Source organism: Flagellimonas pacifica (genome assembly GCF_900215465.1).
Lineage (GTDB): Bacteria > Bacteroidota > Bacteroidia > Flavobacteriales > Flavobacteriaceae > Flagellimonas > Flagellimonas pacifica.
In genome coordinates, this window is record NZ_OBEH01000002.1 from 441,863 (window position 1) to 456,657 (window position 14,795).

The window sequence follows — 14,795 nt, forward strand, 5'->3', positions numbered from 1 at the left end:
AAGATAGTACATGAAATTAGACATTTTAGTATTTGGAGCCCATCCAGATGATGCTGAACTAGGCGCAGGAGGCACAATAGCCAAAGAAGTTTCAAGAGGAAAGAAAGTTGGGATTATCGATTTGACCCGAGGAGAATTGGGAACAAGGGGATCCGCCGAAATTAGAGATAAAGAAGCTGCAAAGGCTGCCAAAATTTTGGGTATAGCTGTTCGGGAGAATGTGGAATTTGCCGATGGTTTTTTTGTAAACGACAAGGCGCATCAACTAGAAATTATTAAAATCATTAGAAAATATAAACCTGAAATTGTGCTCTGCAATGCTATTGATGACCGACATATTGATCACCCTAAAGGAAGTAAACTGGTAAGTGATGCTTGTTTTTTGAGCGGGTTGGTTAAAATTGATACGAAAATGGAGGGAGATGGTCAGTGGCAAGATGCTTGGCGACCAAAAGTGGTATATCATTTTATACAGTGGAAAAATCTTGATCCCGATTTTGTGGTTGATGTCTCTGGGTTTGTTGAGAAAAAGACTGAAGCTATTCTTGCCTATAGCTCACAGTTTTTTGACCCTGATAGCGATGAGCCTGAAACTCCTATTAGCAGTAAAAATTTTATTGATAGTGTGATTTATAGAGCTAGGGATTTGGGAAGACTGGTTGGCGTGGAGCATGCCGAAGGTTTTACAGTGGAAAGATTTGTTGCTGTGGATAATCTGGATAGCTTGATCTAACTGGCCCTTTGATATCTATTCTCAGCTTTGGGTACGGTGAAATAGAAAGTGGTTCCTTTACGAAGGACACTTTCAACCCAAATCTCACCTTTGTTTTTCAGGATCATTTCTTTGCAGAGTGAAAGACCTAATCCGGTACCACGCTCATTATTAGTTCCGTAAGTGGTTATATTGGATGCATCTTCAAAGATTTTTTTCTGAATTTCCTTGTTCATTCCAATACCTGTATCACGAATCATAATTTGCCACATATCTCTTTTCTCTTCCGCTTCAATGGTGATAAGTCCATTTTCTGGAGTAAACTTTATAGCATTGCTCAGCAAGTTCCTGATTACGATATCAATCTGGTTTTGGTCTGCCCAAATCAATGGGTTTTCAGGTAACTGATTCATAATTTTAATAGACTTTCGTGAGGCAATTTCTGACAATAATTTAATGTTTGCACCCACTATTTTGTCCAAAGAAACTCTTTTGGGTTTGGTAACAACACCATTGAGCTGAGACTGCCCCCAGGACAATAAATTGTTCAGAGCAAATGATATATTTTCAACGTCAGATTTTAACTTGGGTATAAATGCCAAGAATTCATCCTTTCCTATTTCACCATCAGTAAACAACTTGAGCATTCCCTGTAATGCGCCAATTGGTCCTCTAAGATCGTGCCCAATGATTGAAAATAATTTTGTCTTTGTTTTGTTGATTTCATTCAATTGAGTTTCTCGTTCAATAACGACCTCAGACTTTTCATGTAGTTCTTTGTTGAGCTTTTTTTGAATTTGTCCACTGCGCCTCACCAAGAATGTTATAACACTTAAGATCAATAAGATTATTATGGCAAAATAGATATAGTTTCTTTGTTTGGCCAAGGCAGCTTCATTGTTTTTTATGAGCTCACTTTTTTCTTGTTCATATTGAAGTTTTGTCTTTAACAAGGAAAGACTTTGTTTGTTCTTATCTTTAAAAAGAGAGTCTGATAGCTTTTTAAAAGTTTCTAAATGTGATAATGCCACAACATGTTCTTCCTTCTTTTTGTGCAGTTGGTATAATGTTTCAGAACAATCTATCTGTCCTTGTAACGATTTAATTTTTTTTGACAGATTTAGTCCTTCATTGGCATACTTCATAGAAATACTGTCTTTACCTAACCCAAGGTATACTTTGGACATACCATTGAGTAATTGGATTTTCTCTCGTTCATCATCCAATTGCTGATTGTGAAGCATAATACTTTGGTCATACCAATATAGGGCCCACTGGTATTTTTCTTGTTCCAAATAAATACTTCCTTTTACCTCGTAAGCATAGGCCAACCATTCATAAATTTTATGCTTTTCAAAAGCAGTGATACTTTTGTTTATGTTGAACATGGCGTACTCAAAGTTCTTGGCATCCTTATACAATGACGCCATATTACTTTGCGTCTCTGCATTTATAATCTCATTCCCTAGTTCTCGGTTTATGGCTTGAACCGTATCATAAAAAATAAGAGCGTTGTCAAAATCCTTTTGATCGGCATATAATGTGGCAATGTTTTCGTTTAAAATAGATAACATTTGTTTGCTACCAACTTGCTTGGCAACATCAATTCCCTTTAGGTAAAGGTTTAGCGCTTCTGCATGATTACCATTATAGCTATAACCCAACGCTAATCCATTGATGATATTTAGCTCACATTCTTTGTCCCTAGTTTTTCTGGCTAGTTTAAGAGCTTTTTTAAGTACCTGCACTGATTTTTCAATATTGCCCTCATCGGTATGGAATCTACCTATATTAATAAGTGAATTTATTTCACCATGATCAAATTTTACAGCCCTGCTGAGAGAAAGTGCTCTTTGGGAAATAGAATATAAACTATCGTTGTTAATGAACCTATAGGAAGATGCAAGATTGGTAAGCAAATCTATATGGGTGGTATCCTTTGGGTTAAACCGATTGGCAGATTCCAATCTTTTCATTTTAAACAAGATGCTATCCCTTTTGTTAGTTTGAGCAGCAATAGAAAAGCTAAAAAGAAGAAAACAAAAAACCATGACCACTTTTCCAAGTAGATTTTTTGGCTTTGTAGAATGTACTTTTTGGGACATGAGATTTTTAAAATCTATTGGAGTAAAAATATACTTACATGTTTTTCTAAGGAAGTAAATGTTGTGAAACACCAAAAAATGTGTGTTTTAACTTACAAAACAGGTGTTTCATCGATGTTTTGGCAAAATAATACAACTGAGGAATAAAAATCTGCCAAAGAAGAGATAACAAATTGACTATGAAGATATATGCTTTTTTTTATGATTATAAAACTTAATTTATTTTTTGAATAAGAGTATGGCCATTAAAACATTATGTTTTTCTTTTAACCTAAAGCTTAAATTATTTTGATTGAATTAATAAAAAAAGGTATTTTTGCATCCGCTTTAAATGGTGGTTGTAGCTCAGTTGGTTAGAGCGCTGGATTGTGGTTCCAGAGGTCGCCGGTTCGAACCCGGTCTTCCACCCAAAAAAAGCCCCCTTTTTAAAGGGGGCTTTTTTGTTTCTGGAACTCAATCCAGTGTACTATTTAGAAGCTTTGTCCACCATAATCTTATTTTCTCTATTGGCAACTTCCCAGGCTGTGTGAAATACAAGCCGGGTTCTATTTTCCAACAGGTCATAGTTAATTTTATCTGGAGTATCTCCGGGCCTATGATAATCGGCGTGGGTTCCGTTAAAATAAAAAATTATGGGAATATTGTTTTTGGCAAAGTTATAATGATCACTTCTATAGTAAAATCTATTGGGATCATTTTCATCATTATATTTATAGTCCAATTCTATATTGGCATATTTTTCGTTTATTTCTTCAGAAAGATTGTGCAATTCCTTGCTCAATTTATCAGAACCGATCAAATAGATATAATTTCTATTCCCTTCTCTTTTAGGGTCAATTCTACCGATCATATCAATATTTAAGTTGGCAACAGTTTGTGATAAAGGTAAAATGGGATCATAGTCTGTATAGTATCTAGATCCCAAAAGGCCTTTTTCTTCCCCGGTAACATGCAAAAACACTATGGAACGCTTTGGGCCATGTCCATTTTCCGCAGCTTTTTTAAACGCTTCGGCAATTTCCAATAAAGCTACACTACCAGAACCGTCATCATCAGCTCCATTGTTTATTTGCCCATCTGCCGTAACTCCAATATGATCCAAATGCGAAGACACTACCACATACTCATTTGGCTTTTCAGTTCCTTTAAGAAGAGCTACTACATTCTCAGAGTTAACAGACTCGTTACCACTTGTAATATTGAGTTTGATATTGGAAGCTAGATTTTTTGGAGTGTTACTACTCTTAACATCTTTTAATAAAGAAGCGGCAGGCTTTTCATTGAGGAGAATAACAAAATTATTGGAAACTTCTTCTTTAAGAGACATTTTTCCACCTTTGTTGTTTTTCATGAATTCAAAATAACCCTTATACCTTGAAAAATTTTGTGGGTCAAAATATAAAATTCCTTTAGCTCCCTTATCGGCAGCTATAGTAGTCTTTTTGCCCATGGCTTCGGACATATTACTCCACACTGATTTTTCAGTTGTTCCAGAAAGGGTGTAAGTGCCGTCAGTGTTAATGGGTTCTCCTGCTTTGATTAACACCAATTTACCTTTTACATCTAAGCCACCATAGTCCGAATAGTCACCTTCCTCAACGCCGAAGCCTGCATATACAATTCCATTATAATCGCCAATTGCAGAAGAAAATGTCAAAACATCTTCTCCAAGTTTAAATGTAGTGCCGTTAATTGTGATATCCCCATTTGGAACATGAGCTATTTCCAATGGCACATTCTGAAAATAATCACCATTTGCCTTTGCGGCTGGAATGTCAAGTTTTTCATACTCATTCTTAAGGTATTGAACAGCCTTTTTTTGCCCTGGTTTTCCTGTTTCTCTTCCTTCAAATTCATCAGAAGCATAGACATAAAGATGTTCTTTGAGCTCATCTTGAGTAATAGTTTGAGCGTAGGGAATTGGATCAACCGGATTTTTTGAAATAGTATTTTGACTATCAACTGTTTTTTGTGAAGAATTGCATGAAAATGCCAATCCAACAACAACCAAGAGTATTTTTTTCATTTAAGTTTGTTTGATAATTTGCCAAAAATAGCGAAACAGAAATAACTGACATGCTCTTTAACAAGCATTTAATTCAGTTGCTTTGTAAACATTAAAGGATTCATACCTTTAATTTCCTTGAACTTTCTGTTGAAATTTGAAATAGAATTGAATCCTGATAGGTTTGCTATATCCGCTACTGTTAGGTCATGATTGTGCAAGAGTAATTGGCAGGCATGTTCTACCCGAACCTCAATCAAAAATTTAAAGAAAGTTTTGTTGGTCCGTTGCTTAAAAAAGCGACAAAATGCATTGGGCGTCATATGTACAAGTTCTGAAATCATTTCAAGCTCTATTTTTTGATTGAAATTTCTCATTACAAAGTCATATACTGAACGAAGTCTTTCCCCTTGATCATTCGATATTTCTTTTGGATGAACAAAATTGGAAAGCTTTATTTTATGAAGTGAACTGACCTTTTTCAGTAATTGTAAAAAATGGATGAATCTTGAAAAATTCCCCATTGTAACAATGTCCTCCATATAACCTTGAACCATATTGTTTTTGGACTCCAACTTGAATCCAGATTCTGAATGGGTGAAAAAGCTTTTTAGGTCATACATTTCTTGATTTTCAAAAAAAGAAGAGCCAAAGGAGTCTTTAGAAAAAAATAGAGAAATCATATGAGAATCCTCTTCTCCTTCAATGCTTTTAAAGAGATGAGGGATTCCACTGCCAATTACAAAAAAATCTCCATTTTCAAATGAATGAACACTATCCCCAACAATTAACTTCCCTTTTCCATTAATGATCTGACTTATTTGAATTTCTTCATGTTGATGAAGTTTGTCAAAAAAAACGGGGCCTTTGTCCAGTTGAACAACAATATTTTCCCCAGGTTTTTTGGGAATTCTAAAAGCATACACCTTCATATGAATCAAAATTACCTAAAAAATGTATATTTATTGGTATATATAGATAATATAGTATTATTATTGGTTAATTTTCAGGAATTCCTTCCAAAATTGATGAACTACTTTTGGTGCAAATTAAATTATTATGATGCAATTTGAATGGGAGGGTGTAATGCCAGCCGTTACTACAAAATTCACCAATGAAGACACATTGGATTTGGAGATGTTTTCTGTTAATATAAAAGCACAAATAGATGCCGGCGTAAGCGGAATCATTTTGGGAGGTACATTGGGAGAAGCGAGTACACTTGAGGAAGATGAAAAAAAGAAACTTATTGAAAGTACGGTAGATTTGGTTGCCGGAAAAATCCCAGTGGTGATGAATATCGCTGAACAAACAACGAAAAGGGCAATCAAAGCTGCTGAAAATGCTGAAAAGTATGGTGCAAGTGGACTCATGATGCTTCCACCAATGCGATATAATTCTACAGATTACGAAACAATGGCCTATTTTGAAGCGGTTGCTAAAAGTACATCACTTCCTATAATGGTATACAATAATCCTGTAGATTACAAAATAGAGGTTACCTTAGATATGTTTGAGGAACTGCTGAAAAACGACAATATTCAAGCTGTTAAAGAGTCTACAAGGGATATTACCAATATTACCCGGATAAGAAATAGATTTGGCAACAGGCTAAAGATTTTGAGCGGAGTTGATACATTGGCAATGGAAAGTATCTTAATGGGTGCTGATGGATGGGTAGCTGGTTTAGTATGTGCTTTTCCAAGAGAAACCGTAGCCATTTGCGAATTGGTAAAAGCCGGCAGAATAGCGGAGGCCACTGCAATTTATCGTTGGTTTATGCCGTTGTTGGAACTTGATATCAATCCTCAATTGGTACAGAACATTAAGTTGGCAGAGGTTGCGACGGGGATTGGAACTGAAAATGTCCGTTTACCTAGACTTCCACTTCAAGGAAAAGAGCGTGATAGAGTGATATCAATTATAGAAGAAGGTGTAAGAACAAGACCAGAAATCCCAGTATTGTAAATGAGTATACATACGTTTAAATGTATTGATGCACATACCTGCGGAAACCCCGTTAGATTGGTTATGGAAGGTGGTCCTCAATTAAAGGGGGATACCATGGAGGAAAAGCGGCAATATTTTATGAAAGAGTTCGACTGGATTAGGACGGGCTTGATGTTTGAACCCAGAGGCCATGATATGATGAGTGGAAGTGTGCTTTACCCTCCTCATAACCCAGAAAATGATGTTGCAGTACTCTTTATAGAGACTAGCGGATGTCTGCCCATGTGTGGTCATGGAACAATAGGTACCATGACCATTGCTATAGAAGAAGGGTTGATAAAACCTAACGTACCAGGGAAAGTTAGAATGGAGGCTCCGGCCGGATTGGTAGAAATTGACTATCATAAACCAGAAGAGAAAGTGGAGTGGGTAAAACTCACCAATGTAAAAAGTTATTTAGCAGCTGAAAATCTTACTGTAATTAGTTCGGCTTTGGGTGAGTTAACTTTTGATGTGGCATTTGGTGGAAATTTTTATGCCATTGTTGATCCACAAAAAAACTTTTCTGGCGTACATGATTTTACCGCGAGTCAATTGGTTCAATTTTCACAAGAAGTCAGGAAAACAATCAATGAAAAATATCCTTCAACATTTATCCATCCAGAAAATCTAAATATAAATGGCGTTTCCCATATGCTTTGGACAGGGAATCCCATTGATGAAAGTTCTTCAGGAAGAAATGCTGTTTTTTATGGAGACAAGGCCATAGATAGGTCCCCATGCGGAACAGGTACTTCAGCCCGAATGGCACAATTACATGCTAAAGGAATGCTAAAATTAGGGGAAGAATATGTGCATGAAAGTTATATAGGCTCTAAATTTGTTGGAAAGATAGAACAAGAGACTATGCTCAATGGCAAAAAAGCGATTGTTCCCAGTGTTCAGGGATGGGCAAAAATTTATGGTAGAAATACTATAACCATTGATACGGAAGATGATCCCTATGCACATGGATTCCAAGTGATATAATATGGGCAAAAATAAAAATGTAATTATAGTAGGAGGGGGGATAGTAGGTCTTTCTTCCGCTTATTATTTACAAAAAGAAGGGCATAATGTGACTGTTTTGGACAAATCAGAAATGAATTGGGGAGCATCTTATGTCAATGCTGGTTATATAACTCCTAGCCATATTATTCCCTTGGCTTCTCCTGGAATGATTTCGAAAGGAATCAAGTATATGTTCAACCCTGTCAGTCCGTTTTACATGAAACCAAGGTTGGATTTGGATTTTATGAAATGGGCGTGGTATTTTAAAAAATCATCAACAACTGCAAAGGTAAAGCTGGCTATGCCGTTAATTAAAAATATTAATTTGCTGAGTCGCGAACTTTTTGAAGACATAAAAAACTCTGGAGATCTAGGGGATTTTCATTTAGAACGGAAAGGACTTTTAATGGTATACCAGACTCAAAAAGAAGGAGACCATGAAATGATGGTTGCGCGCATAGCAAGTGATATGGGGTTAGAAGTAACCAACTTAGATAGTGATGGCTTAAACAAAGTAGAGCCAAATGTTAAATTTAATGCTTTGGGAGCAGTGCACTATGAATGTGACGGACATACCACTCCCACGCAATTTATGGAACGGATGATTGATTATTTGCCCAAGTGTGGGGTGAAAATCAATAAAAACGAAGAAGTTTTGGATGTTTCTGTCAATGGAAATAAAATCACAGAGATAAAAACCAATAAGGCCAGTTACTCAGCAGATGAAGTGGTTTTTGCAGCCGGTTCTTGGACTTCCATGCTTTCAAAAAAAATGAATATAAAATTACCATTGCAAGCTGGAAAAGGATATCGTATAAATGTTGAGAGCCCAACAAACATTTCTATGCCTGCTATTTTGATGGAAGCAAAAATGGCCGTTACACCTATGCAAGGATATACACGTTTTGCCGGTACAATGGAATTTTCCGGAATCAACCATACTATTAGAAAAAAAAGAGTAGACGCCATTGCACAAGGAGCCGAGCGCTATTATGAGGGTCTTAAAATTTCTGAGGAAGACAAGAGTAACGCACAATGTGGATTACGCCCCGTTACACCTGATGGATTACCCTATATAGGAACATCCGAACAATTTGAGAATTTGACATTGGCAACAGGTCATGCTATGATGGGATGGAGTTTGGGTCCGGCTACTGGTAAATTGGTCACAGAACTGATTTCAGACAAAAAACTGTCCATGAATATTGATTCTTTTGCTCCCGAACGCAGATTTTGATTGATTGCATTTTCTTTGGCACTCCTTTTGTTTAATTTTATGGCATGAAGAAAAACTACATTCCATTTTTCCTTTTGTTGCTCACTGTAAATTCATGGTCCCAAGAGATTCAAATATTTAAGGTTAATGACTTTGATCTAAATGGAAAGGTAAAATCATGTTTGGTAATCACAGATTATGGTAGGGAACTTTATGAATTTGACAAAGAGGGCTTTTTGACCAAAACGGTCACCCAATATAATGATGAAGATCAAGATATTACCTATTATAAATATGATCAACATAGGGAACTTTTGGAGAAAAGGATGGAGAGCTATAAGGATAAATTGCTTGATGAGACCACTTCAATGGCCAATTTTTACACTATAGATACCGTGCCACAAAGAAAGATTCTAGAGAAAATCATTTCTTACGATAAAGAATTTTTAGAGCAACAAGAGTATGCTTTTGATGAAGAAAATAGAGTAGTGAAAATAACAACTTCCAATGAAGGTGGAGTTGATGAGACTACAATGGAATACATTACATACAAAGATGAGATAACTACCAATATTTTGATTAATGAAGTAATGGAAAAATCAATCCGGACTTCTGAAAGAAAAAGGGGGATAGAAACGGAAAAAAATGTACTGACAAAAGAGTATATAGACGGGGAACCTAACAAGGCAGTGGAAAAAGTCTTTAATGGAGCAGGAAAACTTGTCTCAGAGGAAGTGTTCATGCGCGATATTGCAAAAAAGAAGTTTACATCAGAAAGAAAGATGTTCTATGTTTATGATACGGATGGTATGTTAAGTAAGGTTACAACAAAAACCGAGAACTCAGAGTTCACACAAGAATACATTTTTCAGTTTGACAGTAATCTGGAAAAGAATTGGATCAAAAAAATTATTACTCCAGACAATACCTATACTACGCGTAGAATAACATATTATCCTACCGAAAAAATGGAAGAGAAACCAAACTAGTTACTTTAATTGTAACAAGTCCCATAAATTTCCGTAGAGATCTTCAAATACCACAACGGTACCATAATCTTCTTCTCTTGGAGTTTCTTTAAAAACAATATCTTTTTCCTTCATTGATTGGTAGTCTTTCCAAAAATCATTGGTGTGCAAAAAAAGAAAGACCCTACCTCCAGTTTGGTTTCCAATAGCCGCTTTTTGTTTTTCTCCATCAGCTTTTCCCAGTAAGATACTGGCTTGTGAGTTTTTTGGTGCTACCAAAACCCATCTTTTCCCATTTCCTAAATCAATATCGTCAATAAGTAAAAAGCCAAGCTTTTGGGTGTAAAACAATATGGCTTCATCATAATCTTTTACTACTAGAGTTACGTGGGCAAGATGTTTTTTTGCGTCTTCCATTTATCAAATCAAGTTTTTGATGATCTCTGGTTTCATTTCATGACCGCCTTCAAAAGTGATAATTTCTACTTTCCCCCCAAAAAGACTATCAATTTTGGTCTTTTCAGACTTTAACCGTTCAATATTGAGATATCCATCTAGGGTTCCATATACCATCTTAATTTGGGTGAAGCTCAAATCCAAGTAATCAAAATCCTTACTTGTCAATTCATTTGGAATACCTCCAGCATAAAGAACAAGAGTATGGCATTTAATTTTTCTTTGTGTCATCCAGCGCATCGTAACGGAAACTCCTTGGGAAAACCCCAGGAGATATAGATTTATGTTAGAGGGTATCTCTTCTGCTTCAAGAACAGCATCAATATAATGGAGAACGTTTTTTGTTTCTGTAATGGTGTTCTCTTTGGTCAACCAACTGGCTCCAACATACTTATACTCATTTTTCAGATAGTACTTGGAGGGGGCCTGAGGAGCAATAATGTAGTTTTCTTCGGCATTTAAAACTTCAAAATATTTAATAAAATACTTGCTTAAATACCCTATGCCATGAAAAACCAACCAAACGTTTTTGGTTTGGGAAGAGAGGATGTTTAATGTAGCATACGTGTTTTTAGATGTATAGGTTACTGTTTTTTCCTTCGATTCCATAAACTAATATTGCCTTAGCTTTGCGTAATTTTACAAAAATTAAAAGGATGAACGAACATAAAGAGAAAATTCTATCTGTTTGCAACAGTATTTGTAAGAATACGTTAATGGAGACTTTGGAAATTAGTTATGTAGATGTGGGAGAGAATTTTTTGGTAGCAAAAATGCCGGTTACCCCAAAAGTTCATCAACCTGATGGTGTTTTGCACGGAGGAGCTTCTGTAGCATTGGCAGAGAGTGTAGGTAGTGCTGCCTCTTACATTTTTTTGGATGGACAGGAGTTTTTTGTGCGAGGGATAGAGATTGCCGCCAACCATGTTAAAGGAATTCGAGAAGGATATGTTTATGCCAGGGCCACTATTATTCATAAAGGAAGAACCACCCAACTATGGGAAATAAAGATTACAAATGAAGAAGGGGATTTGATTTCCAACTGTAAACTCACTACGATTGCCCTACCCAGAAAATAAAGATTTCCATGCGTTGTTGAAGAAGGTTGATACTTGTTTTACAAATGGACTTCCTTTTTCCATATACCGAAAACCTTTAGAGAATGAAGTGAAAGGTATTTTTCAATCTGATGACACCTTAAATACTGTAGCAGATTTTGAAGGCACGGGATTTGTTTTTGCCCCATTTAATTTAGATGACAATGCAGTTGTAATAAAGCCAGGTGATATCTGCTCCACTCTTTATTCGATGGAAGAGAAAAGGGAGCAACCGGAAAAATTTCCTCCAGATCAAGATAAAGCTGTTCACCTGAAACTTGTAGAAAAGGGAATTGCAGCAATTGAAAAAGGAACATTGAAGAAGGTGGTTTTATCGAGAAAGATTGAGGTAAAATTATCAAGGAGTCCTGCAGAAACTTTTCAAAACCTATTGGACAGCTATCGAAATACTTTCTGTTATCTGTTTTTTCATCCAAAAGTTGGCGTATGGTGTGGAGCAACACCAGAGACTTTGGTACGTATTCAAAATCAGAAACTATCTACAATGTCTTTGGCGGCAACGTTACCGTATAAGCACGGTCTTAAGCCAAAGTGGGGGAGTAAAGAAATTGAAGAACAGGAAATGGTTTCAAGTTATATAAATGAAAGATTGTCGGGAAGTATGGAAGAATTGCATATGGGTAATGCTCAATCTGTTAAAGCGGGAAATCTATGGCACTTAAAATCAGAAATTAAAGGAAAATTATTTTCTACAGCTAAGATAAGAGACATTATTGCTGCATTGCATCCCACTCCTGCGGTTTGTGGAATTCCAATGGAGGAATCCAAAGATTTTATTCAGAGTAATGAAAACTACCAGCGTACATACTACACAGGTTTTTTAGGAGAGTTAAATATGGGGGATAGCAATGAAACCCATCTTTTTGTAAATCTGAGATGTGTAGAGTTTGCGGGGGAAAAGGCCGCTATTTTTGTAGGTGGTGGAATTACAGCTGCGTCTAACCCAGAAAGTGAGTGGACTGAAACCCAGAACAAAAGCATGACGATGCTCGATATGATTTAATTTCATAGAGCAGAAATTTAGGGAATACATTTTTGGAATGTATTTTTGTGACCAATGATGTATTCGGATATTCTCTCTGCGCAAACTCTTGTTCTTTATTTTCAATCTGTAGGAATTAAGAATATTGTGATTTCTCCAGGTTCTAGAAATGCTCCGTTAACCTTGAGCTTCACAAAGAATCCTTTTTTTAAGTGTTTTAGTATTGTTGATGAGCGTTGTGCAGGCTTTTTTGCTTTAGGTATGGCCCAACAATTAAAAGAGCCTGTTGCAGTGGTTTGTACATCGGGGAGCGCACTATTAAATTACTATCCAGCCGTAGCAGAAGCATTCTATAGCGATATTCCCCTGATTGTGGTATCTGCGGACAGACCAAGCCACAAGATTGATATTGGAGATGGCCAAACCATTAGACAGGATAATGTTTTTGAAAGGCATATAGGCTATTCCGCTAACCTAAAACAGGATGTTGAGCATGCCCGGAATGCAATTTTGAACAATGGAGACAGTCAAGAGACAATTCAAAAATACAATACCAAGGAGCTAGAAACAGCTTTGAACATTGCCTTTAAAGAAAAAGCTCCCGTACATATAAATATACCTTTTGAAGAACCTTTGTACGGGAGTGTTGAAACTTCAAAAGTGGAGATAACAGGGGTAAAGAAACCGATAAAGGCAGATCCCAAGATTGAAAATTTACAAGAGTTGAGTTCTATTTGGAATACCAGCAAACGTAAAATCATTCTGGTTGGAGTAAATCCACCTAATACGGTTTCAGCTGAGGTTTTGGAAATTTTAGCTAATGATGATAGTGTTTTGGTATTTACTGAGACGACTTCCAATCTACACCATCCCAATTTTTTCCCGAGCGTAGATAGCATAATTGCACCTATTGAGAAGTCAGAAAACAGCAATGAACTTTTTAAAGCATTGCAACCAGACTTATTGGTAACTTTTGGAGGGTTGATTGTTTCCAAAAAAATAAAAGCCTTTTTAAGGAAGTATCAACCTAAATCACATTGGCATATAGATTCCAAAAAAGCGTACGATACTTTTTTCTGTTTATCCAATCATATCAAAGTTGCACCTGGATACTTTTTTGAATCAATTCTTCCCAAAAATTGTGTATTGAATAGCCAATATAGGTCACAATGGAATACAATAAAAAATGTATATGAGAGTAAAAGAGATGCATATTTAAAGCAGATTGGTTTTTCTGATTTTTCTGTTTTTAACCAGGTACAACAAAGTATACCTAAAGAGTATCAAGTACATTTAGCAAACAGTTCAACGGTAAGATACAACCAATTATTCCCGATGGATGCATCCTTGAAAGTTTATTGTAATAGAGGTACTAGTGGAATTGACGGAAGTACTTCAACCGCACTTGGAGGTTCCATCTACTCGAAAGCTCCAACTTTATTGATTACTGGGGATTTAAGTTTTTTCTATGACAGCAATGGGCTTTGGAACAATTATATTAAATCAGATTTTAGGATAATAATTATCAATAATTCTGGGGGGGGAATCTTCCGAATTCTACCTGGAAAGGAAAATACGGTAGAATTTGACACCTTTTTTGAAACTACCCATCAACATAAGGCAAACCATCTTGCAAAAATGTATGGATTCTCATATGACAAGGCAGCAAGTGAAAAAGAGCTTATAAACTGCTTGACAGAGTTTTATGAAACCTCAAAGAATCCTAAGATTTTGGAGGTATGTACGCCTCGTTTGGAGAACAACAATATTTTGCTTGATTACTTTGATTTTATATCTTAGAACCGAGGCAATTTTAATATAAAATAATACCAACCAAATGAGTAGAAGAGACGAATTGATTGAAAAGTATGCAGCTGACATTAAGGATAAATTTAATGAAGCTCCAGACATGGAATTACTGACCAAAGTTACTGTAGGACTGGGGCCATCTATTTACAATCTGGATTCCTCAAAAGTTTCGGGTTCCAGTGAAAAGGAATTGGAAACAGTAAAGAATAATTTTTTAATGGGCAAGTTAGGCCTTGCTGATGGCCCTGAGTTGTTGGACGCAATCAATAAAGTAATAGATACTTATGGAAGGTCTGATAAGAATAAATATAGAGCTGTAATCTACTATATGCTGGCAAAACATTTTAAAAAAGAGTCAATTTATAATTAGTATCATACATTTTCAAGAAAAGGCTGCTCTAAAGCAGCCTTTTTTATACCCTTA

General features: G+C 36.1%; 14 protein-coding genes and 1 tRNA gene. 10 read left to right on the plus strand and 5 right to left on the minus strand.

Annotated features, from left to right (window positions below; translation table 11 throughout):
* Positions 1–10: 10 nt before the first annotated feature.
* Complete coding sequence (bshB1, locus tag CRO15_RS07615) at positions 11–733, plus strand: bacillithiol biosynthesis deacetylase BshB1 (protein WP_097045209.1); 723 nt, start codon at positions 11–13, stop codon at positions 731–733.
* Here bshB1 and CRO15_RS07620 read toward each other — a convergent pair.
* On the minus strand, positions 730–2,688 hold the full coding sequence (locus CRO15_RS07620) for an ATP-binding protein (RefSeq protein WP_243396926.1): 1,959 nt from the start codon (positions 2,686–2,688) through the stop codon (positions 730–732). The genes bshB1 and CRO15_RS07620 overlap by 4 nt on opposite strands.
* Before the next feature lie 462 nt (positions 2,689–3,150).
* On the opposite strand from CRO15_RS07620, the gene CRO15_RS07625 reads away from it, so the two are divergent.
* A tRNA-His gene (locus CRO15_RS07625) sits at positions 3,151–3,226 on the plus strand.
* A gap of 57 nt (positions 3,227–3,283) precedes the next feature.
* Here the strand turns inward: CRO15_RS07625 and CRO15_RS07630 are convergent.
* Positions 3,284–4,843, minus strand: a complete 1,560-nt coding sequence (locus CRO15_RS07630) for a M28 family peptidase (RefSeq protein WP_097045211.1) — start codon at positions 4,841–4,843, stop codon at positions 3,284–3,286.
* A 68-nt stretch (positions 4,844–4,911) separates the two neighbouring features.
* Positions 4,912–5,754 (minus strand): AraC family transcriptional regulator, encoded by an 843-nt coding sequence (locus CRO15_RS07635; protein WP_097045212.1) that lies wholly within the window; start codon positions 5,752–5,754, stop codon positions 4,912–4,914.
* Between the two features lie 130 nt (positions 5,755–5,884).
* Here CRO15_RS07635 and CRO15_RS07640 point away from each other — a divergent pair, with 130 nt between their 5' ends.
* The 4 genes from CRO15_RS07640 to CRO15_RS07655 are packed head-to-tail and all read left to right on the plus strand — an operon-like array spanning position 5,885 to position 10,027.
* A complete protein-coding gene (locus CRO15_RS07640; RefSeq protein WP_097045213.1) occupies positions 5,885–6,790 on the plus strand; it encodes a dihydrodipicolinate synthase family protein in 906 nt (301 codons plus the stop codon).
* Complete coding sequence (locus CRO15_RS07645; protein WP_097045214.1) at positions 6,791–7,801, plus strand: 4-hydroxyproline epimerase; 1,011 nt, start codon at positions 6,791–6,793, stop codon at positions 7,799–7,801.
* A gap of 1 nt (position 7,802) precedes the next feature.
* Positions 7,803–9,059, plus strand: coding sequence for an NAD(P)/FAD-dependent oxidoreductase (locus tag CRO15_RS07650; RefSeq protein ID WP_097045215.1), 1,257 nt, complete (start codon positions 7,803–7,805; stop codon positions 9,057–9,059).
* A gap of 44 nt (positions 9,060–9,103) precedes the next feature.
* Positions 9,104–10,027, plus strand: a complete 924-nt coding sequence (locus CRO15_RS07655) for a hypothetical protein (RefSeq protein WP_097045216.1) — start codon at positions 9,104–9,106, stop codon at positions 10,025–10,027.
* Here CRO15_RS07655 and CRO15_RS07660 read toward each other — a convergent pair whose 3' ends face one another.
* Entirely contained in the window at positions 10,028–10,423 is a 396-nt protein-coding gene (locus CRO15_RS07660; RefSeq protein WP_097045217.1) for a VOC family protein, read from the minus strand.
* A gap of 3 nt (positions 10,424–10,426) precedes the next feature.
* A complete protein-coding gene (locus tag CRO15_RS07665; protein ID WP_097045218.1) occupies positions 10,427–11,071 on the minus strand; it encodes an alpha/beta hydrolase in 645 nt (214 codons plus the stop codon).
* 47 nt (positions 11,072–11,118) lie between these two features.
* Here CRO15_RS07665 and CRO15_RS07670 point away from each other — a divergent pair, with 47 nt between their 5' ends.
* From CRO15_RS07670 to CRO15_RS07685, 4 genes are all read left to right on the plus strand, one after another.
* Positions 11,119–11,541, plus strand: a complete 423-nt coding sequence (locus CRO15_RS07670) for a PaaI family thioesterase (protein WP_097045219.1) — start codon at positions 11,119–11,121, stop codon at positions 11,539–11,541.
* An 88-nt stretch (positions 11,542–11,629) separates the two neighbouring features.
* Positions 11,630–12,583 carry an isochorismate synthase gene (locus CRO15_RS07675; protein WP_243396927.1) on the plus strand — a complete coding sequence of 318 codons (954 nt, stop codon included), beginning with the start codon at positions 11,630–11,632 and terminating at the stop codon, positions 12,581–12,583.
* Between the two features lie 54 nt (positions 12,584–12,637).
* Positions 12,638–14,362: a 2-succinyl-5-enolpyruvyl-6-hydroxy-3-cyclohexene-1-carboxylic-acid synthase gene (menD, locus tag CRO15_RS07680; protein WP_097045220.1), complete on the plus strand. Its 1,725-nt coding sequence runs from the start codon at positions 12,638–12,640 to the stop codon at positions 14,360–14,362.
* A 37-nt stretch (positions 14,363–14,399) separates the two neighbouring features.
* Positions 14,400–14,741, plus strand: coding sequence for a DUF2853 family protein (locus CRO15_RS07685; RefSeq protein ID WP_097045221.1), 342 nt, complete (start codon positions 14,400–14,402; stop codon positions 14,739–14,741).
* Positions 14,742–14,795: the final 54 nt, after the last annotated feature.